Below are 23,412 nucleotides of genomic sequence, written 5' to 3'. Positions count from 1 at the left end.
CCTAAAACAAGATCATCTTAAGGCTATTATCTGTTGGCAGCAAACGAGAAGAATTCATTCAACGGATGAATTATTTTCACTCATTGCCCTATAACAGCGGTAGCCCACCGTAAATACTATCTTAACTCTCTGCGTAATAATTTACCGACGCTTGATTTAGGAATTTCATCGATAAAGACCACATGTTTAGGGACCTTATAGGCAGTTAACCCTTGGCGACAAAATTTGATAACATCTTGCTCGGTAATACTTTCATCTGCTTTAACGATGAAAATTTTAACGGCTTCGCCGGTTTTATCATCAGTTACGCCGATGCAAGCTGATTCTAATATGCCGGTCATTCTAGCCACTTCAGCTTCAATTTCGTTAGGATAAACATTAAAACCAGAAACATTAATCATATCTTTTTTACGATCAACAATGTGGAAGAAGCCTTGCTCGTCCAGCATGCCGACATCGCCAGTTTTAAAGTAGCCATCAGCAGTCATACATTCATGGGTGGCGGCAATATTGTTCCAGTAACCTTGCATAACTTGTGGACCTTTAACACATAGCTCACCGGATTCGCCTTGTGCGACTAGATTGCCATAATCGTCTCGAATAGAAAGATCAGTACTGGGCACGGGTACACCAATACCGGGTATATAAACTGCTTTGCCATTAACGCTAGTGCCAAAATTTAATGACACAACCGGTGCAGTTTCAGATAAACCATAACCTTCGTTTAGCCTAACTCCGGTCACTTGTTGCCATTTGTCTGCTACCGCTTGCTGTACTGCTGCGCCGCCGCCCAGAGAAATTTTTAATGATGAAAAATCAACTTGATCAAAGCCTGGTGTGTGTAATAAACCATTAAATAATGTGTTTACCCCAGTGAAAACAGTGGCGGGCGTGTTTTTCCATATGTCGACAAAGCTAGGCATATCACGAGGATTAGTCACTAAAACATTTTTAGCGCCAAAATAGAAATAGCTCAGCGTATTCGCCATCAAAGCAAAGATGTGGTACATAGGAATAGCGGTAATAACAACGTCATTACCGTAATTTATCTTATTTTTAGCAAACTCTTGGTATTGCATAATATTGGCAATTAGATTGCCATGGCTAAGCATAGCGCCCTTAGATAGCCCGGTAGTACCACCAGTATATTGCAAAAACAATAAATCAGTTTGGCAGAGAGTCGGCTCAGTCAGGGTTAAGCTTTCTCCTTGCGTTAAGGCATCAGTAAAACTTATGGTTTGGCTCAGACGCGGGTCAACAGGGTCGCAAGGTAAACCTTTATTGACTAAATCGTCTAAGTTAACCGTAATAACATTTTTAATATCAGTTTTTTCAATAACATCAGCAAGCATTTTTGTTGAGGGTGAAAATATGATGATGGTTTCGACTTGAGCATCATTAAGTTGGTGCGCAAGTTCCCGTGGGGTATACATTGGATTAACATTTACTTGCACGCCGCCAACACGAATAATGCCCCACATAGCCACTGGAAAACATAAGGTATTCGGACACATCAAGGCGACACGTTGACCTGGAAGAATATTAAGTTCATTTTGCAGATAAGCCGCAAAGGATCGTGATAGTGCATCTACTTGTTTGAATGTCAGCTCAGCGCCGAAATTACTATAGGCGGTTTGCTGATCATATTTAGCGGTTGTTTGATGAAATAAAGCCAATAAAGAGTCATAACGATTTAAATCCACTTCATGAGCCACGTTTTCTGGATAATTTTTAATCCAAGGTTTAGTCATGTTATTTCCTTTAGCAACTAGATGCGTTGGTGCTTGAAACAAAGAGAGTAGAACAAGCAAAGTAATATGAAATTGTAAATTAATAATAATTTCATTAAGTTATTGATCAGTCGTAGCAGTTAAAATACATCACGGCAGCTTTGCTATCAATCAGAATAGTCAAGTATTGCGGCTAAATGGCTGCAGGTACTTATGTTTAGTCTGCAACAATAAACATCTGGCTGATTTATTTTCTTTGCGCACAAAAAGATCAAAAACTTAATAAAAGTGTCATGAGTAAATTATTTTACTCATGAGGTTAATTAACGAATAAATAATTTAAACAAAATTTGATGAATTTTATTACCGAACGGGGGAAATAATAATGTCCCTAGGCTTATTTTTCCTCGTGAAAGTACCGATTTTCCGTGCGAGAAAGTTTTAAAACCTTCACTACCATGATATTGCCCCATGCCAGAGGCACCAATACCACCAAAAGGTAAATCATCAATAGCGACATGAAAAGCGGCATCATTAATACAGACACCACCGGCATGAGTATTTAATAACACCTGTTGTTGAAATGCCTTGTTAAAGCTGCAAATGTACAAGGCTAGTGGACGAGGTTTACTATTGATATAAGTAATGGCTTCGTCAATATTATTGTAACCAATAATAGGTAACAAGGGGCCAAAAATTTCTTGCTGCATCACGCTCATGTCATCATTAACATCGGTGAGCAGTGTTAAAGGCATTTTTCTCGACGAGCTATCACTGCTGGTTGGGCTCAAGGGTATTATGGTTGCCCCTTGCGCTTTAGCATCAGTTAATAAACCATCAACTCGGGCTTTTTGTCCATCATTGATGATACAAGTGCAGTCGTCATTTTCTAGCGTATTAGGGTACATACTTTGATAAGCGGCTTGAAAAGCTTGAGTTAGCTCTGATACTTTGCTTTGTGGGCAAAAAATATAATCTGGCGCCACACAGGTTTGGCCAGAATTAAGCGTTTTACCTAAAATTAATCGACTGACTGCCGTTTTTATATCAATATCTTCATCAATAATGGTCGGTGATTTACCACCTAACTCTAAGGTCACAGGAACTAGGTTTTCAGCGGCAGCTTTCATCACTAATTTACCGACACCAGTAGAGCCAGTGAAAAATAAGTGATCGAAACTTAAAGCTGAAAATGCCGCCGCCATGTCAGCTTCACCACAAACTATTGCCACTTGATTACTAGGGAACACCTTCGCCACTAACTTGGCTAATAAGCTGTTGGTTTTAGCTGTGTATTCACTCATTTTTATCATCGCAGTATTACCTGCGGCTAATGCTGTTGTTAACGGCCCTAAGGTCAGAAATACCGGATAATTCCACGGCGCGATAATACCGATAACACCTTTAGGTTGATAAATAACCTGACCTTGTGCTGGTTGAAATAAAATCCCGATATGTCTTTTTTCAGGCTTCATCCAGTTTTTTAATTTTTTTATGGCATAGTTAATGCCCATAACGGTGGTGAGAATATCACCTATTCTTGAGTCATCAGCACTGCGATGGCCAAAATCATCGCTCATGGTGGCAATAAAAGCGTCTTGGTTATCAACAATAAGCGCTTTTAACTTGATTAAGTCACTAATGCGCTCTTGATAGCTAGGATAAGTATGCTGAGCAAAAAATGCTTTTTGTTGTAAAAAAGTCTCATTTAATGCTGTTTGTGTAATTATTTCTGTCATTATTTCTTATCCTTGTTAGAGCCTATCTTAAGTAACCATGCAAGAGCTGGAATCAGTGTTAGTGCTCCTAACATATTAAAAATAAACATGAAAGTGAGTAATACACCCATGTCGGCTTGGAATTTTATCGGTGAAAACACCCAAGTAGCTACACCAATCGCTAAAGTTATACCGGTAAAAGCAACGGCTTTACCTGTTTGGTTTAAAGCGTAACGATAAGTCATGTATAAGGATTTACCTTGGCCGAGTGCTTCTTTAACTTTACTGAAAATATAAATACCGTAATCAACACCAATACCCACACCTAAGGCAATGACAGGTAAGGTGGCAACTTTTACGCCAATACCTAAAACGCCCATTAAACCTTGGCTCATGATACTGGTTAAAATTAATGGCGTGATAATACAAACCACGATGCGACCACTTCTAAAGGTGATTAAACAAATAATAATAACAATGGCATATACCCAAACTAGCATTTCAGTTTGTGCATCTTCAATAACCATATTAGTGGCAGATTCTATACCGGCATTACCGGCAGCCATCAAAAATTCGACACCATCAACTGGGTTTTCAGCTTTAAATACTTCTACCGCTTTAACCACATTGTCTAGAGTTTGTGCTTTATGATCATTAAGGAAAACCAGCACGGGCACCATAGAGCAATCTTTGTTCATCAAACCTTGTGGTGTTTTAGACAAGGAAGCGTTGGTCATTAACTGGTTGCGATTTAAGCCATACCATTTTAATGAGCCTTCGTTCATGCCAAACAGACCAAATTTTGACACATCGGCAACAGATTTTACCGCTTGTACACCAGCCACATTGCGTAAATGCCATTGAAATTGATCGACCCACACTAGGTTTTGATATTGAGCACATTGCTCAACCTCAGTTTTAACCATAATGACAAATAGGTCGGTACTGGTACTGTAATTTTCAACAATATAAGCATTGTCTAAGTTGTAGCGGGAATCAGGTCTTAGCTCGGGTGCACCGGCGTCTAAATCACCAATTTGCATGGCTTGTGAGAAATAAAGCCCTAAAGCAAAAAGAATAATGCCAACAGCTATCGCTACTTTTGCTAGCGGCGGTTTAGCAAAGTTTTTAAACAAACGCTCAACAATACCGGTTTTATGAGCTGATTTTTGGGCGTATTTTAAACCAGCAGGAGAAACACCGATGTAACTCATTAAAATAGGCAGTGCAACTAAGTTGGTGACAATAATAATCGCGACACCAATACTAGCGGCTATGGCGAGTTCTCGGATCACTTCAATATCAATCACCATTAAGGTGGTAAAACCGATAGCATCACTGACTAAAGCAGTAATACCCGCAATATAGAGTGAGCGAAAAGCAAGTTTGGCCGCATCAATTTTATTAGCGCCAGTGACGCTATGGTGAATAATTGAATTGATAATTTGTACGCCATGGCTGACACCAATAGCAAAAACTAAAAAGGGCACCAACATTGAATAAGGGTTAATACCAAAACCGAGTAAATTAAGAATACCGAGTTGACAACATACGGCAAAAATAGAGAAGACTAATACCGACACTGTGCTGCGTATACAGCGTGAATAAAACCATAATAATACAAAGGTAATAACCACAGCTAAAACGAAAAAGGCAACAACCTGTAAAGCGCCATCGATTAAATCACCGACCACTTTTGCAAAGCCAACAATACGAATAGTGATATTGTCGCTACTGTATTTGTCACGTATCTTTTCTTCTAAAATCTTTGACAGCTCTCGGTAGTCAAGCGGCAAACCTGTTTCAGGGTTGATGTCTTGCAAGGGCGCTAAAATAATGGCTGATTGGAAATTATTCGCCACCAGCACGCCTATTTGTCCTGATTTAAAGATATTAGCTTTAACGCGCTCTATCATTTCAGCCGAACCATCATAACCATCGGGTATTACGGCGCCACCAACAAAACCTTCTTCGGTGACTTCTTGCCAGCGAACATTAGGTGTCCACAATGATTTAAGACCGTCACGACTTACGCCTGGAATATAGAAAACTTCGTCAGTAACTTCCTTTAAGGTTTGTTGAAAATCAGCATTGAAAATGTCACCTTGATTATTTTCTACCACAATGCGAACCACATTACCTAAATCAGCCAGTTCTTTTCGATAGGTTAAAAAATTATTTACAAAAGGATGATCACCGGGGATCATTTTAGTAAAGCTAGCTTCGGGCTTAACGTTAACCGCTTGAATGGTCAGTAAAGCGATACAAACGGCAATGATGGTCATCACTATCGCGCGATGACCAAAGACGAATTTCTCTATAAGTTGCTCTAATTTTCTAGCCGAATGAACGGGTTTATTCTCTGACATAAGTTTGCCCTTACTGCTTAAGTAACCAGGTTAAAATACCGAATTGTCCGGCGAGAACTAATGAATTTTCTTGCACTAAAACACTTGAAAGTGCTGCACCTGAAGGGTGTTTATTAATAGCCAGCGTGCTGAGGTCTTCAGGGAATAAATCGACAATTAAGCCCCCGTGCCCCACTAAGTAAGCTTTACCTTGTTTAGAGAAGGTGCCGCCGAGTAAGCTGGCGCTAGTGGGTAGCTTTTTATGTTGCCAATGCGCGCCACCGTCAAGTGATACCATCAGATTACCTTGTAAGCCAAAAGCCACCAGTTGGGCAGAGTTTGTCGGATTGGCGATAATGCCAAATAGGCTACCAGAGTAGGGTAAAGCCATTGACGACCAAGTTTCACCTTGGTTGTCAGAGTAAAAGCCCATGCCATTTTCGCCAACAATATATAACGGGTCATCAGGGGTGGTAATCACAGAGTTCAGATGAAAGTTATCAGGGTTATCAAGGCGCTTACTGATTAATGACCAAGTTTCTCCCTGGTCATTGCTGATCAAAAATGAGCCGTAGGCGCCAGTAGCAAATAGGGTGTCGTTAGCGGTACTTGTGACAGATAAAAGCGGTTTATTGGGGCCAGAGATTAATTCTAATTGGTTATCTTCAATGGCAAAGGCTAAGTCTTCAAGTTGGTAGGTTAGCTCTTCAAGTTCGTCTTCATCTTGCGTGTTGGTTATCACTAACTGCAGGGCTTTATATTGTGCTTTCACCTGGGCTATTTTAAGTTTAGTCAGCTCAGCGCCAGTAAATACTTTACGCCAAGTGTTGCTCTCAGGGGCACTTTTGAGAATGACACCATCATGACCCACGGCTATTTTGCTGCCGTTAGACAATACCGTGATGCTGGTTATAGACACACTCACCGGAGATTGTTGTTGCTGCCAATCGGACTGACTTTTCCAGTTAATAATATGGCCACGTTCACCTACCGCCAAAATAGCGTTATTATCAGGCGTCATGGCCATAAGTACACTTTTACTGGCTAAAGCGCTTTGCTTAGCGGGTAACTCAAGCAAATCTAAGCTAGTTTTCGCTTCAGCTAAATTCAGCTGTGCGAGAAAAAATAAGTTTATCACGCTAAGAGCAATATAAGATGGGCGCATAAAAGTCCTAATAAGTTATATAAATCTACTGACTAGTATTGATGATAACAATTTAATTTAGAGGTGTTAAACGTGCCAAATGATTATCTTTGCAACACAGTTAATTTTTGATGGGATTTGGGCAACTGAATTTGCACTATGTGATCTGGCTAGCATCCATTTAAATTTATTATCTTCAAAGATTTAAACTGATGATAGCCATTATACACAAGGCAGCCAAACTGCAGGTTTGTGCAAGTGGAGAAAGACTGAGCGCTAATGTTTTATGGTTTACGACCTTGTCGATACTCACCAGGGGTTTGATAAGTCCAGCGTTTAAAAGCGCGATTAAAATTACCAACACTGGAAAAACCCACTAAATAGCCAATTTCACTTAAACTTAAATGTTTTTGAGTAATGTAATTCATCGCTAATTTTTTGCGCGTACTTTCTAATATTTCTTTGTAACTTGTGCCTTGATCACTTAGTTTGCGTTGCAAATTACGCAAACTCATACCAAGAAATTCAGCTATCTCAGTTTGTGATGGTGCGCCGAGTGGTAATAGTTCAAAAATTTTGTTTTTGATGACATGGGTTAAATCATTTTTATCGACTCTCGCCATAAATTCGTCAAGCATTTTTTCATGGCTATGAGTGATTAATGGATTACCACAGAGTAATTTTTCTTTCGTTTGCTTGAGATCAAAGATAATCGCTGTTTGGCTACTATCAAACTCGACTTCACAGTTAAAATAATTTTTTAGAAAAGCCACATCATAACGGGGAGTAGGGTAAGCAAAACAAACCTTTACCGGCGCAAAGTCTAAGGCAACAAGCTCGCGGGAAAAGCGGATAATAGTCGCGAGGAAAGTCTCAACAATTTCTTGTGATAGTACGGGTCTGTTGGTGGATTCATAGGTAAAAATGTTCATTTCAAACACTAAGTGTTCATTGCGTTCATGATTAACTAATTGACAAGTGTTGGACACCACACGTTTGTAATGAGCAATACGCTCCAGTGCATCATATAAGGTATTTGAAGACATCATGGCATAACCTAATGCATGAAACATACCTGGGTGAAATTGCTCTGCTACTAGTACAGAAAAATCATGACGGTCTAATTTTTTATTACAATATTCAAGTAAATGGGCAAACTTTTCGGCAGCAATACTAGACTCTTGATCCTGCATGACATCGAGAGAGATATCACATGCTTTTAGCGCTTTTGCAGCGTCAATGCTATTTGCTTGCATAGCCCTTGAAATAGGGATCATCCAGCCAGTTAATGTTGAATAATAATCTTGCACTAGATTACCTATATTTTTGATTGTTTTTCTATTTTACGACTATTGCACGAAATGACAACAGGTTGGCGCATTTAGCGAAATATTAATTAAACCATTGGCGTAATGTAAATGCGGAAGAAATATTACATTACTTATTACAATTATAATAAAAAAATACTACATTATCTATTACAACTGACCTATTACAACTATAATAACAGGCGAATAAAATGCTAACTAATAACTGTAAAATCAAACCATTAGCTCTGGTTGTTGCTATGGCACTGTGTACATCCTCAGCGCAGGCCGTAGACTTTAACTTTGGTGAAGACAATGACATTCTGCTGCAAATCAACTCACAATTAGATATTGGCGCAAGTTGGAGGCTGGGTGATGCTGACCCTCGTTTTATTGGTAAAACCAATGGTGGGACAGGTTTTACATCAACTACAGATGATGGCAACTTAAACTATGCCAAGCATGATGCCTATTCAAAAATAATAAAAGGTGTGCATGATCTGCAGTTGAGTAAAGGTAATTTTGGTGCTTTTGTTCGTGTTAAATATTGGTACGACTATGCGCTTAAAGATGGTGACGTGCTTCATGGTAATTCCAACAATGGCTACACACCAAATACCCCATTAAGTGATGATGGCTTTGAAGATAATACTAAATTCTCAGGTATAACATTACTTGATGCTTACGTTTATGGTGCATTCGACATAGGTACCTCTCCTCTGGACGTGCGTTTAGGCCGCCAAGTGGTGAGTTGGGGTGAAAGCACCTTTATTCAAGGCGGTATGAACTCATCTAACCCTTTTGATGTCGCCGCGTTACGTCGCCCAGGCGCGACATTAAAAGAAGGTATTTTACCTGTGGGTATGCTCTACGCTAACTTAGGTTTAACCGGTGAACTAAGTATTGAAGCTTTTTATCAATATGAGTGGGAAAAAACTCAAATTGACGGCTGTGGTACTTATTTCTCAGGAGCAGATTTTGCCGCCTCTGGTTGTAACTTTGTTTCGGTAGGGCCTTTTGGCGATCAAGCCGGTTTAGCCGGAGGTTTTGCTGCTGAACGACAAGCAGATATTGAACCAGATGACGGTGGTCAATATGGTATAGCGGCACGTTATTATGCGGAAGAACTCAATGATACTGAGTTTGGTTTGTACTACATGAATATTCACTCTCGTGTGCCACTAATTAATGCTGTTCGTACCCGTGTTCCTTTAGCAACAGGCAGCCCTACACCGGTTTTTGTTCCTAAGATGGTCGACCCAACAGGCGGCGCTTTAGCGGCACTAAATCCAGCTTATAATATTGAATTTCCTGAAGACTTAAAATATTTTGGTGCTAGTTTTGCCACCAATGTAGCCGGTGTGGCTTTATCAGGTGAGGTGTCTTATAAGCCAGATACTCCTATCCAAATTAGTGGTCCGGAAATATTAAATGGTGCTTTGTCTGAATCACCAGTATTACGTTTCAGCCCAAGAGTTACTGCTGTTGGCTATGGCCAAGAAGTTCAAGGTTGGGATGAATTTGATGTGACCCAATTACAAGTCACTGCAATTAAATTCTTTGAAAACAGGTTAGGTGCTTCTCGCATAACCGTTATTGGTGAAGTTGGTGTGATTTTAACTGATGGTGTTGAAGACTCTGAGCAACATTATGGCCGTAATTCTGTCTTTGGTTTAGGTGACTTTGATGCCGGTGGTGGTTTTAACTGTAGCAATTTAGTTGCCGCAGGTGCTTTATCAGGTGATTGTCGTGCCGATGGTTTTGTTAGCGATAATGCTTGGGGCTATCGCATGAAAGCTATCTTTACTTATAGCGATGTTTATGCGGGCATATCATTAGAGCCAAGTATTTTTTGGGGCCATGATGTTAGTGGCTATTCGCCAGATCCAGGTCAGCAATTTCATGAAGGTCGCAAAAATTTAGGGGTTTCTGTGCAAGCTTCATATCAACAAAAATACTCTATGACGCTAGGTTACAACAACTACTCAGGTGGTAGTCACAGCAATTTAGAAGATAAAGATTTAGTTTCGCTGTCATTTGGCATTTCATATTAGTTATATTGCAAAAAACATAAGAGAATTATGATGAAAAAAAATATTACAACCGCAAGTTTACTCATGCTATCACTCATTAGTAGTTATACCTTCGCCAAAGTGACTGCAGAGCAAGCTGAGCAATTAGGTAAAACTCTAACGCCATTAGGTGCTGAAATGGCGGCTAATGCCTCGGGTACTATTCCGGCATGGACCGGTGGACTAACCAGTAAAAATACGACAGCAAGTGCAGACTCAGGGCGCCCCGCAAACATTTTTGCAGAAGATAAGGTTTTGTTTTCAATTACTAACGCAAATTTTGGTGATTACAAAGCTAATTTAAGTGCCGGTCAAATCGCTATGTTTGAGAAATATGCAGACTATACAATGCCTATTTATCAAACCAGAAGAACAGCCGCTTACTCAAATGATCTTTATGATGTTGTGAAGAAAAATGCGACCACAGCTGAATTGGTGCAATCGGGTAATGGTATCGCTAATTTTGATACCACTATCCCTTTTCCTATCGCGAAAAATGGCTCAGAAGTTATTTGGAATCACATCACGCGTTATCGTGGTGGTACGGCTAAACGTTTTTTGACCACGATTCCTGTACAAGCAAATGGTTCATTTGTGCCCGTAAAAATGAATGACCAATTAGTTTGGCCTGAGTTTTTAAAAGGCGGCCGTGATGCTGAAGAAGATGCCAATATATTGTTCTATTATCTGCAACAAATTACTGCGCCATCACGCTTAACAGGTACTGCGTTATTGGTTCATGAAACTATCGATCAAGTGAAAGAAGCACGTAAAGCTTGGGTCTATAATGCAGGGCAACGTCGTGTTCGTCGTGCACCTAATGTGGCTTATGACGGCCCAGGCGCAGGTACTGATGGGTTAAGAGCGACGGATAACTATGATATGTACAATGGTGCTCCTGATCGTTATGACTGGAAGTTAGTCGGTAAAAAAGAGCTTTATATCCCATATAATTCTTATAACTTACTAGATACCACAGCAAAATATGAAGACTTAATACAAGCAGGTCATTTAAATGCTGATCATTTAAGATATGAGTTACACCGTGTTTGGCAAGTTGAGGCGACACTAAAAGAAGGCGCTAGACATATTTATGCTAAACGTACTTTCTTTATTGATGAAGATACTTGGGGCGCCTCTGTTATCGATCAATATGACGGTCGTGGTGAATTGTGGAAATTATCAGAAGCCCACAACATTCAATTCTATGATGTTGATACTCCTTGGATGGTTGCTGAAACCTTACACGACTTAAATTCTGGCCGCTACTTGGTGACTGGTTTAAGTAATGAAGAGCCCACCTTTATGATTTGGGGCGAAAAAGTCAGTAGACAAGACTTTTCAACTTCAGCGCTTAGACGTTTAGGTCGTTAATTAAAGAAAAATAAAATCTAGCTGATTAATAGGGGTGAATTTATTTCAACCGTATTAATCAGTTTTTTTTGTCGCTTATTTAAGGAAAACCATATGTTAAAGCGTATTTGTGTATTTTTATATTGTACTTTATTAGTCACTATGGGTGCTGCTCATGCTAATACCGAGCTAAAACCCGCCAGTAAATATACCCTTGCTCATCAAGCGCAATTACTGAAAAAATTACCTTTTAGCGATAAACTTGATTTCTCTTTAGCGGAAAAAGGCCTGATCAAACGGCCTGAAAAACTCATCATCAAAGACACCTCAGGTAATGTGGTTTGGGAACTCGGTAATTATCAATTTTTACTTAATAACCCTAATATAGACACGATTAACCCCAGTTTACTCCGTCAAGCTAAGTTAAATATGGCTTATGGTTTGTATCAAGTAACCGATCGCATTTATCAGGTCAGAGGCTACGATTTAGCCAATATTACTTTTATTAAAGGTGATAGTGGCTGGATTATTTTTGATCCCCTATTAACGGCGGCGACCTCTAGAGCTGCATTAGCCCTAGTGACCGAAGAACTAGGTCAATTCCCGGTAAAAGCCGTAGTGTATAGTCACGCTCATGCTGACCATTTTGGTGGTATAAAAGGCGTGATTAGCCAAGCCCAAGTTGATTCTGGTGCAGTAGAAATTATTGCCCCGCGTGGTTTTATGGAACACGCGATTAAAGAAAATGTCTTAGCCGGCAATGCGATGACGCGTCGTGCCACCTACCAATATGGTAACGCGCTGGCAAAAGGTGCTAAAGGCCAAGTTGACGCCGCTATTGGTAAAGGCTTATCTACCGGCTACATCGACTTGATTGCACCGACGAGAGAAATTTTGGCCGATGAAGAAAGCATTATTCTTGATGGTATTGAAATGGTCATGCAAAACACCCCAGGGACAGAATCACCCGCTGAAATGAACACCTATTTCCCCCAGTTTAAAACCCTCTGGTTGGCTGAGAATGTTACTGGCACACTGCACAATATTTATACCCTACGTGGCGCTGAAGTACGCGACTCACAAGCGTGGAGTAAGTTTATCAATAAAGTTATCTATCGTTTTGCTCAGGATAGCGACATTATGTTTGCTTCGCACTCTTGGCCAAGATGGGGCAAAGAATACATTATAGAAGTGTTAGAGAAACAGCGTGATATGTATGGTTATCTACATGATAAAACGCTAAATCTTGCCAACAAAGGCGTCACCATTAATGAAATACACAACCAATTAGCGGTGCCTGACGTGTTAGCGCACCAGTGGTATAACCGTGGTTACCATGGCTCTTATTCTCATAATGTTAGGGGCATTATCAATAAATACTTAGGTTTTTATGACGCTAACCCGGCAACGCTTAATAAGTTGAGTCCGGCGCAATCATCGGTTAAATATATTGACTTGATGGGCGGCGCAGAAAAGGTACTAACTCAGGCGCAAAAAGCTTTTGATAAAGGCGAATATCGCTGGGTAGCTGAGTTACTCAATCACTTAGTTTTTGCTCAGCCAGAAAATCAGCAAGCAAAAAACCTGCAAGCAGACACCTTAGAACAATTGGGTTACCAAGCTGAGAATGCTGGCTGGCGTAATAGTTATCTAGCGGCCGCTTTTGAATTGCGCCACGGCATACCTACCCAGGCTAAAGCCACTAAAGCTGGCCCAGATATCATCAAAGCCATGAGTAGTGAATTGATTTTTGATTTTCTGGGTGTGCGGTTAAATACTGATAAAGCCTTGGCGCATCAGTTTAAAATTAATTTTGTTTTCCCCGACCGTAATGAAAAATTCCTAGTCGAGTTAAGTAATGCCCATTTAAATAACATTGAAAATATTCAAGACAAAGCCGCAGACTTAACGGTCACTATCGACCGAAAAGATTTAAACCTTTTACTGTTAAAACAACAGTCTTTTGGGCAATTGGTCAAATCTGGAAAAATGCAGCTCGATGGTAATGGCAAAGTCTTTGGTCAACTATTGATGATGATGGATGAATTTCCATTTTGGTTCAATATTGTGACGCCCTAGTATAAGTATAAAAATAAAAATAAAAATAAATATAAAAATGAATTAAGCCAATTTAAAAAAGTGAGGTTTTTGTGATGAACACTCAAAAAAAATCAGCCAACGAATTCGATTATATTATCGTTGGTGGCGGCTCAGCAGGTTGTGTGTTAGCCAATCGATTAACCGAGAATGGTAAATTTACGGTTTGTTTATTAGAAGCCGGTGGTGACAACAAGAGTATGTTAGTTAATACCCCAGGCGCTTTTTCAGCCTTTATGTTTTTGAAAAAATTCAATTGGAGTTTTAATGCTAAGCCTAAAAGTGATATTCGTCACGGTGCTGCCCTGTTTGTGCCCCGTGGTAGAGGTTTAGGCGGTAGTTCTGCTACCAATGCCATGCTGTATATTCGTGGTCAAAAACAAGACTATGACCACTGGGCGGCCTTAGGCAATGAAGGTTGGGCATTTGACGATATGTTACCTTACTTTAAAAAATCAGAAACTAACCAGCGCGGGTCAAGTGAATGGCACGGTGATAGTGGGCCTTTACAGGTCACTGACCGGCCGGTTTTTTATGAAATAAGTCAACGTTATATTGAGGCGGGCAAACAAGCGGGCTTTAAATTTACTGATGATTTTAATGGCAGTGATCAAGAAGGCGTTGGCTATTACCAGTGCACCATAAAAGATGGTCAGCGCTGCTCGGCGGCGCATGCCTATTTATTGCCAGTACTTGCTAGAAAAAATTTGACTGTATTAACCAATGCACAAGTCAGTAAGGTACTGATAAAAGACCAACAAGCCTATGGCGTTGATGTGGTTATTAAAGGTGAACGGAGCAGCATAAGCGCTAAAAAAGAAGTGATCTTAAGTGGGGGAACTATCGCTTCACCGCAGTTATTAATGCTCTCGGGCATTGGTGATAAAAATGAACTTAACGAGCAGGGTATTGATTGTGTTCATGAACTTAAAGGTGTGGGTAAAAACCTACAAGAACATGTTGATGCCTGTATCTTAGTCAAAAGTAAAAAAACAGATGGCTTTACTGTGTCAGTTACAGGGTTACTGAAAATGCTGCCCGATACGGTGAAATATATCATGGCTAAAAAAGGTAAACTGGCCAATAGTATTCTAGAGGCGGGTGGCTTTATTAAATCAAGTGAGCAGGTGCAAAGGCCCGATATTCAATTACATATGTTGCCATTGTTATATGACGATAATGGTCGCGACCTGAAACTTTTATCACAGCATGGTTTTTCATGTCATATTTGTGTTTTACGGCCAGAAAGCACGGGCACGGTATCGCTAAAATCTGCTAATTATCAAGACGCACCAGAGATTGATTTTAACTTTTTTTCTGATCAAGCAGGTAAAGACAAAGCTGTGATGATTGATGGTATGCGACAGTTGCGTAAAATATTAACCGCGCCGGCATTAGCCGAACATTATGATAATGAAATGCATCCAGGCAAGGCTTTTGAAACAGATGAACAAATTTTTGCTAAAGTAAAAGAGCGTCTAGGCATAGTGTATCACCCTGTGGGTACCTGCAAAATGGGCCATGATGATATGGCGGTGGTTGATCATCAATTAAAAGTTCATGGCATTAAAAATCTGCGAGTAGTTGACGCTTCAATTATGCCAACGCTGGTTAGTGGTAACACAAACGCGCCAACAATGGCGATTGCCGAAAAAGTGTCAGCGATGATCTTGAAAAATTAATTGAGGAATATGCAGATGTTAAATTTCGTTACATATAGTCTTAAAGCTTTACTGACCGGTTTATGGGTTTTGGCAATATTAGCTTTATTATCGCTATCACCACTACCGGCAGACTATCAATTTTATGCTTTTACATTAGCGGGTGTAGTGCTTTTAGTACACTTTATTGAGTTTTTTGCGATGAAAGCTAAGTTCAAAAAGCAAAGTGGTTTAGCCATGAACTTTGTGCAAACCATGCTTTGGGGCTTTGGTTATTGGCTACCGATTTTAAAGCGGTCTAAAAAGTAAGTTGATTAAGATAAAAGTATTTATTTAACAATGTTTTAGGTGAAATAAAACCACATTCAGGCAACTGACGGTGGTTTTTTATGGGATTTTAACGCTAGTTAAAATCTATGCTTAAGTCTACAAAACGTATAATAACCATATAAAAAAAGAGCTTAGATAACTAATGTAAGCTCTTCTAGCAAGGATTTTTTATACCTAGCTAAGCATACCCTTAAAACCGATATTAACTAAGTGTTACAGGGGTAAAGGTAAACTAAATAGCGTTATTTTTCACTGTTCAATATATTGTCTAATTTTAAATCCGTTAACTTCATGGTACTTCTGACAACATAAAACATAATCGCAATCAGCATGATCATCGAAGGTATCGCAATCACTGGATAACTTAATAGGGTCATTTCACCCAATTGCTCGTTAAACTCCGTAGTACCTGCAGGGCTAACGACAATCCATTTCGCTAATAAGTAATTCATGGCAGCAGAAAAAACAAAGGTGGTGGATAAAAAGTGATTTGCCCGCTGAATTTTGGCTTTAAACTCATGCGTTTTATTTTTATTTTCGAGAGTTTGATAGATTAACTCTAAATTAAACACCAGTGGGTTTAATAATATTTTGGCAATTAAGGGTTTGCCCCAAAAACCAGAAATGAGTACCACTAAACCAATGGCAGAGGGAATGGCGGCTTCTTTAATGGCTAGCCATTGCACATCTAACTCAAATAAACCAATACCCCCAGTTAATAAGGTACTTATAAAGCCAAGTAAGGCAATGAAGTTCATTGACTTGTTTTTAATAAAATCATACAAGCCATAACCGAGTGGAAATAATAACGCCAATATTAAGGCATATACAGTGCCTAAATATTCATCCCCCGATAATTTCATTAAAATGATCGACGGAATAGCAATATTAAAAATAATCTCTAAAAAGGTATTAGGACGTTTAGCGGGTGTTTGAGTTGACATTATATTTCATTTTAAGGCGCAACTGGCCATAGCCAGTTTATTTAAGTCTAGTGGTATGTTATCTAAAAATAGCTAAAATGTCATGCGATACCCATGCAGTGATTTTGAAGGTGATATTTACTCGCCAGAGCTATCATCATTTCAATGCTGACATTAAAATGATGATGGGCAAGTTATGCGAGCTCTGCTATAAAAGTGGCGTTAATTATTTCTGTGGTATTTATGCCGTATTCATCAAGTAAAACACTGAGCTCTGGTTTACAGGAACCACAATTAGTGCCACATTTTAAGTGTTCACCTAGTTGTTCAACTGAATTACAGCCCTTTTTAATAGCACTAATGATGTCTTTTTCACCGACATTAAAACAACTACAAATTTGTTTTCCTTGAGCGAATTCATCACTGTAAGTGCCCGATAATAAAGACTGAACATCCTGCTCTAGCAAGCTTGCTTGACTGAAAACATGCTTAAGCCAAGCGTTTTCTATGCTCAGATTAGTTGCCGAGCTATAACATAAAAAGGCTAATTTTCCTGCTTGTAAACAAACAACGTATTGGGTATCTCCTTGACTAAATTGTCGCCATTCGCCCGATATTTGACTGCTTGTTTGACACCAATGCAAAATATCTGTTTCAGGCTGCGTATTAGCAAATTGAAAACTCATGCCATAACTTGTGCGGGCCTTGGTCCAAAATTCGTTAGTTATTTGAGTTTGAACAATAAAATCTTCGCTAATATGCAGTTGTCCAAATTGCTGGAATGCTGTCTTGCTTAAAGCGATGGCCCCGTGTTTAAGTTCAGCTTGACCAGAAAGTGGGTCGGTAATGCTCGCATACAAGTTGCTGATATTGGCGCTAGACGCAAACTGCTGATTCCAATGAATAGGCATAAAGCATTCATTAGGACGTTGATTTTTATCTAATTTTGCATGTACACTTGCTTGCCCTGTATTGGATGAAATATTGACTATTTCATCGTCAACTATCTTTAACCGTGCGGCATCGACAGGATTGATATAGAGATAACATTTATCGGTATGCGCGGTAAGTTGTGACGCTTTACCTGTTCGGCTCATAGTGTGCCATTGATCTCTTAACCGACCGCTGTTTAATCGAAAAGGAAATTTTGCTGAGGTTTTTTGTCTTGGCTGACACGGCGAAATTGGAAAAAATAGCGCTTTACCTGAAGGGGTAGAAAATTGTCCATCTTCAAAGACGCGTTTTTTACCTTCAGGGTAGGTGTTATTCACGGGCCATTGTACCGGTTTTAAACGGTCATATTGTCGTGGCGTAATGGTTGAAAATGCAGAAATATCAAAAACACGTGCACCATTATTTTCAAAACCTGACAATTGAGCAAACTCTCGAAAAACCTCACTAGCATGTGAATAATCAAAACCTGAAAAGCCCATGGCAGTGGCAACTTCTGCAATAATTTTCCAGTCATGCTTGGCTTGACCATTAGGGGCTATCGCATGAGTTTGACGGGAAATTCGGCGCTCTGAGTTGGTTACTGTGCCGTTTTTTTCTAACCAGGGCGTTGCGGGTAGTTTTACATCAGCAAAGTCTAAAGTATCATTATTTTCAGCACAGTCAGAGACCACGACAAACTCACACTTATTTAAGGCCCGGGCGACTTTTTTACCATCGGGTAAACTTACCATGGGATTAGTCGCCATTATCCAGACCGCTTTAATTTTACCTTCATCCATAGCGTCAAACAGATCAATGGCTTTATAGCCTGCTTTATCAGCCATAGTAGGCGATTGCCAAAAACGCTGTACTGTTGAGCGGTGCTCAGGGTTTTCAATATCCATATGAGCGGCTAGTTGATTAGACAAACCACCGACTTCTCTACCGCCCATAGCGTTGGGTTGGCCTGTGATAGAAAAAGGCCCACAACCGTCTTTGGCTATTTTACCCGTAGCTAAGTGACAATTAATAATGCTTTGGCACTTATCAACCCCTGAACTTGATTGATTGATACCCATTGAATAAAAGCTGAGTACTTTTTCAGTCTTGGCAAATAATTGATAGACACTGGCAAGGGTTTGTTGGTCAAGATCGCAATAGGCTGATACTTCAACGAGTGACCATTTCTTTGCTGCTAATAAGGCTTGTTCAAAACCTTGGGTATGTTGCTCGATATAGTCATTATCTAAGCCATGGTTAGCGCTTAAGTAATTTAAAAGGCCGTTAAAAAAGGCAGCGTCAGTGCCTGGCTTTATCGGTAAAAAATAATCAGCTATTTGACAGGTTGCGGTTTTACGTGGGTCAATAACCACAACTTTCATGGCTGGATTACGTTTTTTAGCGCGTTCAATACGCTGATATAATACGGGATGAGTCCAAGCGGCATTAGAGCCAGTAATTAATAAAAGTTCTGTACTGTCTAAATCATCATAGCCGCAAGGCACAACATCTTCACCAAAACTACGTTTATAAGCTGCAACAGCTGACGACATACAAAGACGTGAGTTGGTATCAATGTTGGCTGAGCCGATATAGCCTTTCATTAATTTATTCGCCATATAATAATCTTCAGTCAGTATTTGTCCTGAGACATAAAAAGCGACAGCATCAGGGCCATGTTCTTTGATAATTTGTGCAAATTTATCGGCAACATGCTTTGTCGCCGTTAACCAATCAACCGTTTGATTGTTTATTTGTGGTTCAAGCAGGCGGTTGGTTAAGTCGGTGGTGGCTAATAAATTACTGCCTTTTACGCACAGTTGTCCAAAATTGGCAGGGTGCTCTATTGTGCCGACTAATGCGCTGGCCTTGCCATTTTCAACTGTGATATCAATACCGCAGCCGACACCACAGTATGCACAAGTTGATTGAACAATATGTGACGATTGAGAACAACTCATAAAATTTACCTTTAAAACAGAGAATGATGTAAAGCCCGCTTGATAGCGGATATTTTGCTAGTTTTGTTTATTTATTTTTAAATTTTATTAGGTAACATACTGACCAATATTTTTTTCAACTGCCACAGCACGACTTTCAAATTCAGCCTCAACCAGACTTTTCAATAAAGTGCTACAACCCCCACACCCGCTACTGGCTTTTGTACAGATTTTAATATCATCCAGGGTACAAGCCCCTTGAGCGATTGAGCTGATAATATGGCCTTTTGTGACCTGATGACATGAACAAATAATGGCGGTATCAGGTAATGCAGCAAAATCTAATGTCGGTTTTTCTTCTGACCAAGGCAGTATCAGTGCTTCCGGTGATGCAGGTAAATCTATGGCATTAAGCAGGTATTGTAATAACGAGTCGTATTCACGGGTATCACCAATTAATACCGCGCCGAGCATTTTGCTTTTGTCACTCGACAGCACTATTTTCTTGTATACGCCTGCCGGTTGATTTTGATAAGTATAGGTTACTGACCCCGGTGTTTTTGCCTGTGCATCACCTATTGAGCCTACTTCAACCCCCATGAGTTTTAATTTAGTACTCATATCGGCACCAGTAAACAAGGCTTGTTCACCCATAATATGTTTTGCGGCCACTTTAGCCATCTGGTAACCCGGTGCCACTAAACCAAAAATAAAGTTGTTCCAGAGGGCACATTCACCAATGGCATAGATACTTTCATCTGAGGTTTGGCATTGGTTATTAATCACTATACCGCCTCGTTCACCCATTTTAAGCGCGAATGACTTGGCTAGATTGTCATAAGGGCGAATACCTGCGGAGAATAAAATTAGGTCGGTTTCTAGTACTGTGTCATCACTAAAACACAGTTTATAACGACAGCTTTCGCCGTCTTCAATCACGCTAGTGGCTTTTGATGTATGTACCTCAACACCCAAAGCTTCAATTTTTTCTTTTAATAAGCGACCGCCACCGGCATCAATTTGCACGCCCATTAATTGTGGCCCAAACTCAACTACATGGGTTTTTAAACCTAAGTGGCTTAGGGCATTTGCGGCTTCAAGACCAAGTAAGCCACCGCCGATAACCACCCCCACTTTACTGACATTGGCACTAGCTTGAATAGCGTCTAAGTCATCTAGGGTGCGATAAACCAAACAATGCTCGCGGTCTTTTCCTGGAATAGGAGGTACAAAAGGATAAGAGCCAGTGGCTAAAATTAGTTTGTCATAAGCGATAACTTGGCCGTTTTGCGTGACAACATTTTTATTGCTGCGATCGATATCAACAACTTTGGCATTAGTTTGAAAATTTACCGCCCAATCTTGGTAAGTTTTTTCGTCAGCCATGGCCAGATCTGCCGCTGTTTTACCGCTAAAGTATGTTGAAAGGTGAACACGGTCATAAGCAAGGCGAGGCTCTGCTGACAAAACAGTTATCTCAATGGCTTGATCGGCTGTGTTCAATTGAGCCAATTGCTCAACAAAATGGTGACCCACCATGCCGTTACCGACCACGACCACTTTTTGTTTTTCTATGATTTGTTGGTTACTTGAGCTGATTTTATTTACCTGCTGCAATAGTGATATGGGTTTACAATTTTTGATAACGCTTAACAAACCTGTTGAGCGTTATCATTATAAGTGTGTTTGGTGAGCTAAAATTTTGCACTTACCCAAAGCCAGATTTTATCCGTATCCACTTTACCTGCAGTAGCATCGCCTGCTGAGTAAGCCGCATACTTTAAGCCTGCTTTATAATTCTTAGCGAATTTTTTCGCGTAAACGGCATTAATTTCGCTACCTAAATCATCAACCGTATCGGTTGCTTCATCAGCAGAATAATCATGAATTGTGACTGTCCAACCGCCGCCGAATGCTTTACCTGACACAGAGGCATAAAGATCAACCAAGCCTTCTTTTGGTGTGCCTAAAAACTGATCTGCCCAACCATTGAACTTATGCAGTGTCGCCAGTGGTGTTGAAAATCCATGCATTGAATCATCACTGCCTAGAACTTCTGCACCTAATTTAAGAGTTACAGCATCAAAGCTATAGCCGCCTTCTATGGCCATATAGCTTGCAGAGTAGTCAGTTGCGCCGCTTTCTGAATCTTGAGTAGCAAATTCAACTGAATATGAAAACTTGTCTTTTTTACCGTTAAAACTCACCCCGAAAGTATCTAAGCTATTAGCGGTTCCTTCATCAACTTCTAAGAGATAGCTGTAAGCGGTTAGTTTGCCATAACTCGTTTTGTAGGCGAGGTTAAGTAAATGATCTTTTGCATCAAAATCTTTTTCATTTGAAAAAATACGATTACGTTTATTAATGTAGCTATAGCTCATTTTTACATTGTCTAAGGCTGCATAAGTTAGGGTCGCTGCATCAAATGTTTGTCGATCTTGACGCCATCCCACATGGCCAACATAACGATGATTATCTAAGGTCAGTACTTGGCGACCTACTTTAGCAGTGACGCCATCTTTTTTGTATTGCACATAAGCTTGATCTACTTCAGTCGTTTCTGGATCGGCAATAACAGAATATTCAGTATTATTACCCACGGCATCGTTATACTTGTTAACACCCGCTACTTGGCGTGAGTCTTCAAATTCAATCACAGCGGTAAAATCATGGTAGCTAGCACTGGTGTAATTTAGACGAGTTCTTAGCGTTAATGCTGAGGCATCTTTTAAACTGTTGTCTTGAGCAACTGTTTCGTATCGCAAGTTCAAATTGACGCTAGTTTTTGCTTGGGTTTCACTCTTACTCTCACTATTTGCACTAGCTGAAGCACTTGAACCTGCTAATAAAATTAATGTAGTCAGTGTTGAAAGTTGACGAACTGGTTGCATGCTGTATTCCTTGAATTTTTTAAAATCGGCGTTAAATTTTTGTTTTTTTACTGGTTAAATATTAACTACTAAATATTGTTATCTAGATTGAGCAACATCAGATGTTTGTTCAGTAAAGATAAGCTGTTTTTTGGCAATTTAAGTAAAGTAGAGAAAATAAGAGGTTATATTATTAAGTAATACAGCAGGTTTTATGCCAGTAAAATAAACTGTTTAATATCAACTGGTTAGTTTTTTAATGGTTTTTTTTATCTGCATTTTGTTAGTTTCTGATGCAAGCCTGCACCAAAATAAATAAAGCGTATAAGGATGAACAGAGTCATAACCTTTGGCCTGCCAATATTGAGCAAAGTCATTTTTCTGCTTGCGGCGCTAGTCACTCTGACCCTGTTACTAAAGATGTGATTGACCTAGAACTAATTAATGATGCAAGAAATTACCTGGATGGCCTGTACTTATCTCATAGCGAACCGTCTACTTGTTACGCTATTAGCGTTAATAATTCTCCTGCTAATTAGTTAATACACTTATCATGCAATTACTAAAAATGAAAATCCCAGCTTAATCACTTAAGCTGGGATTTTTTCAAGCAAGAATAAAATTAACGGCTTAACCAAATATTTCTAATTTGCCATCGGTAACCCGTGTTTCATAGGTTTTAATTGCCAAGGTGTCATTATCTAAACAGGCACCAGAATTTAAAATAAAACGCTGTTTTAATAAGGGTGAAGCAACGTAAACCTCGCCCTTAGTTTCGCCAATTAAACCGCGATATAAAACGTTGGCTTTACCAAAGGGGTCAAAGTTAGAAACCGCATAAATTTTGTCGTTACCTACTTGGAATAAAGCCACTTGCTCTTCGTTTGCCAATAAGGCACAAACACCTGAATTTTTAATTAAATCACTGGTGGGGCAGATGGTTTGCCAGCTATTTTCTGTTATCATTTTTTTCTTTCCTTATTCGT

The 23,412-nt window shown here is 39.7% G+C and carries 14 protein-coding genes and 1 pseudogene; 5 read left to right on the top strand and 10 right to left on the bottom strand.

All coding sequences use genetic code 11. The features are described 5' to 3' along the window. Positions 1–116: 116 nt before the first annotated feature. The 5 genes from H4J54_RS05325 to H4J54_RS05305 form a co-directional block, all read right to left on the bottom strand. Positions 117–1,751, bottom strand: coding sequence for an AMP-binding protein (locus tag H4J54_RS05325; protein ID WP_182189882.1), 1,635 nt, complete (start codon positions 1,749–1,751; stop codon positions 117–119). Positions 1,752–2,053: 302 nt separating this feature from the next. Next, positions 2,054–3,469 (bottom strand): coniferyl aldehyde dehydrogenase, encoded by a 1,416-nt coding sequence (locus tag H4J54_RS05320; protein WP_182189881.1) that lies wholly within the window; start codon positions 3,467–3,469, stop codon positions 2,054–2,056. Then, the gene (locus H4J54_RS05315; protein ID WP_182189880.1) at positions 3,469–5,817 is read right to left on the bottom strand and encodes an RND family transporter; all 2,349 of its coding nucleotides are present in this window, start codon (positions 5,815–5,817) and stop codon (positions 3,469–3,471) included. Before H4J54_RS05315 ends, H4J54_RS05320 begins: the two co-directional genes overlap by 1 nt. 10 nt (positions 5,818–5,827) lie before the next feature. Then, positions 5,828–6,961 carry a YCF48-related protein gene (locus tag H4J54_RS05310; RefSeq protein ID WP_182189879.1) on the bottom strand — a complete coding sequence of 378 codons (1,134 nt, stop codon included), beginning with the start codon at positions 6,959–6,961 and terminating at the stop codon, positions 5,828–5,830. Positions 6,962–7,224: 263 nt separating this feature from the next. Continuing rightward, positions 7,225–8,250, bottom strand: coding sequence for an AraC family transcriptional regulator (locus H4J54_RS05305; RefSeq protein ID WP_182189878.1), 1,026 nt, complete (start codon positions 8,248–8,250; stop codon positions 7,225–7,227). 209 nt (positions 8,251–8,459) lie between these two features. Here H4J54_RS05305 and H4J54_RS05300 point away from each other — a divergent pair, with 209 nt between their 5' ends. The 5 genes from H4J54_RS05300 to H4J54_RS05280 all read left to right on the top strand — a co-directional run bounded on the left by H4J54_RS05300 (position 8,460) and on the right by H4J54_RS05280 (position 15,739). After that, the gene (locus H4J54_RS05300; protein WP_182189877.1) at positions 8,460–10,301 is read left to right on the top strand and encodes a DUF1302 domain-containing protein; all 1,842 of its coding nucleotides are present in this window, start codon (positions 8,460–8,462) and stop codon (positions 10,299–10,301) included. A 30-nt stretch (positions 10,302–10,331) separates the two neighbouring features. Further along, positions 10,332–11,693 carry a DUF1329 domain-containing protein gene (locus H4J54_RS05295; RefSeq protein WP_182190134.1) on the top strand — a complete coding sequence of 454 codons (1,362 nt, stop codon included), beginning with the start codon at positions 10,332–10,334 and terminating at the stop codon, positions 11,691–11,693. A gap of 93 nt (positions 11,694–11,786) precedes the next feature. Then, positions 11,787–13,751, top strand: a complete 1,965-nt coding sequence (locus H4J54_RS05290) for an alkyl/aryl-sulfatase (protein ID WP_182189876.1) — start codon at positions 11,787–11,789, stop codon at positions 13,749–13,751. Positions 13,752–13,825: 74 nt separating this feature from the next. Continuing rightward, positions 13,826–15,451, top strand: a complete 1,626-nt coding sequence (locus tag H4J54_RS05285) for a GMC family oxidoreductase (protein WP_182189875.1) — start codon at positions 13,826–13,828, stop codon at positions 15,449–15,451. Between the two features lie 15 nt (positions 15,452–15,466). Further along, positions 15,467–15,739 carry a DUF1145 domain-containing protein gene (locus tag H4J54_RS05280; protein ID WP_182189874.1) on the top strand — a complete coding sequence of 91 codons (273 nt, stop codon included), beginning with the start codon at positions 15,467–15,469 and terminating at the stop codon, positions 15,737–15,739. Positions 15,740–16,002: 263 nt separating this feature from the next. Here the strand turns inward: H4J54_RS05280 and H4J54_RS05275 are convergent, their stop codons facing one another. The 5 genes and pseudogenes from H4J54_RS05275 to nirD form a co-directional block, all read right to left on the bottom strand. Beyond that, positions 16,003–16,704 (bottom strand): VC0807 family protein, encoded by a 702-nt coding sequence (locus H4J54_RS05275; RefSeq protein WP_182189873.1) that lies wholly within the window; start codon positions 16,702–16,704, stop codon positions 16,003–16,005. Between the two features lie 173 nt (positions 16,705–16,877). Then, positions 16,878–19,577, bottom strand: a complete 2,700-nt coding sequence (locus tag H4J54_RS05270; protein ID WP_182189872.1) for a nitrate reductase — start codon at positions 19,575–19,577, stop codon at positions 16,878–16,880. 96 nt (positions 19,578–19,673) lie between these two features. Beyond that, a pseudogene (gene nirB, locus H4J54_RS05265) lies at positions 19,674–21,134 on the bottom strand (nitrite reductase large subunit NirB); the annotation flags it as partial. 116 nt (positions 21,135–21,250) lie between these two features. Further along, entirely contained in the window at positions 21,251–22,447 is a 1,197-nt protein-coding gene (locus tag H4J54_RS05260; protein WP_182189871.1) for an alginate export family protein, read from the bottom strand. Between the two features lie 609 nt (positions 22,448–23,056). Continuing rightward, a complete protein-coding gene (nirD, locus tag H4J54_RS05255; RefSeq protein WP_182189870.1) occupies positions 23,057–23,392 on the bottom strand; it encodes a nitrite reductase small subunit NirD in 336 nt (111 codons plus the stop codon). Positions 23,393–23,412: the final 20 nt, after the last annotated feature.

The sequence above is a fragment of the Colwellia sp. MB3u-8 genome, from assembly GCF_014076985.1.
GTDB lineage: Bacteria > Pseudomonadota > Gammaproteobacteria > Enterobacterales > Alteromonadaceae > Cognaticolwellia.
Note: the sequence above shows the minus strand (reverse complement) of the source record. Positions and strands in the feature narration are given on the sequence as shown.

Excerpts from the sequence above, each read along its gene's own strand:
- H4J54_RS05325 (WP_182189882.1), bottom strand. The coding sequence starts at position 1,751 with ATGACTAAACCTTGGATTAAAAATTATCCAGAAAACGTGGCTCATGAA.
- H4J54_RS05320 (WP_182189881.1), bottom strand. The coding sequence starts at position 3,469 with ATGACAGAAATAATTACACAAACAGCATTAAATGAGACTTTTTTACAA.
- H4J54_RS05315 (WP_182189880.1), bottom strand. The coding sequence starts at position 5,817 with ATGTCAGAGAATAAACCCGTTCATTCGGCTAGAAAATTAGAGCAACTT.
- H4J54_RS05310 (WP_182189879.1), bottom strand. The coding sequence starts at position 6,961 with ATGCGCCCATCTTATATTGCTCTTAGCGTGATAAACTTATTTTTTCTC.
- H4J54_RS05300 (WP_182189877.1), top strand. The coding sequence starts at position 8,460 with ATGCTAACTAATAACTGTAAAATCAAACCATTAGCTCTGGTTGTTGCT.
- H4J54_RS05295 (WP_182190134.1), top strand. The coding sequence starts at position 10,332 with ATGAAAAAAAATATTACAACCGCAAGTTTACTCATGCTATCACTCATT.
- H4J54_RS05290 (WP_182189876.1), top strand. The coding sequence starts at position 11,787 with ATGTTAAAGCGTATTTGTGTATTTTTATATTGTACTTTATTAGTCACT.
- H4J54_RS05285 (WP_182189875.1), top strand. The coding sequence starts at position 13,826 with ATGAACACTCAAAAAAAATCAGCCAACGAATTCGATTATATTATCGTT.
- H4J54_RS05280 (WP_182189874.1), top strand. The coding sequence starts at position 15,467 with ATGTTAAATTTCGTTACATATAGTCTTAAAGCTTTACTGACCGGTTTA.
- H4J54_RS05275 (WP_182189873.1), bottom strand. The coding sequence starts at position 16,704 with ATGTCAACTCAAACACCCGCTAAACGTCCTAATACCTTTTTAGAGATT.
- H4J54_RS05270 (WP_182189872.1), bottom strand. The coding sequence starts at position 19,577 with ATGAGTTGTTCTCAATCGTCACATATTGTTCAATCAACTTGTGCATAC.
- H4J54_RS05260 (WP_182189871.1), bottom strand. The coding sequence starts at position 22,447 with ATGCAACCAGTTCGTCAACTTTCAACACTGACTACATTAATTTTATTA.
- nirD (WP_182189870.1), bottom strand. The coding sequence starts at position 23,392 with ATGATAACAGAAAATAGCTGGCAAACCATCTGCCCCACCAGTGATTTA.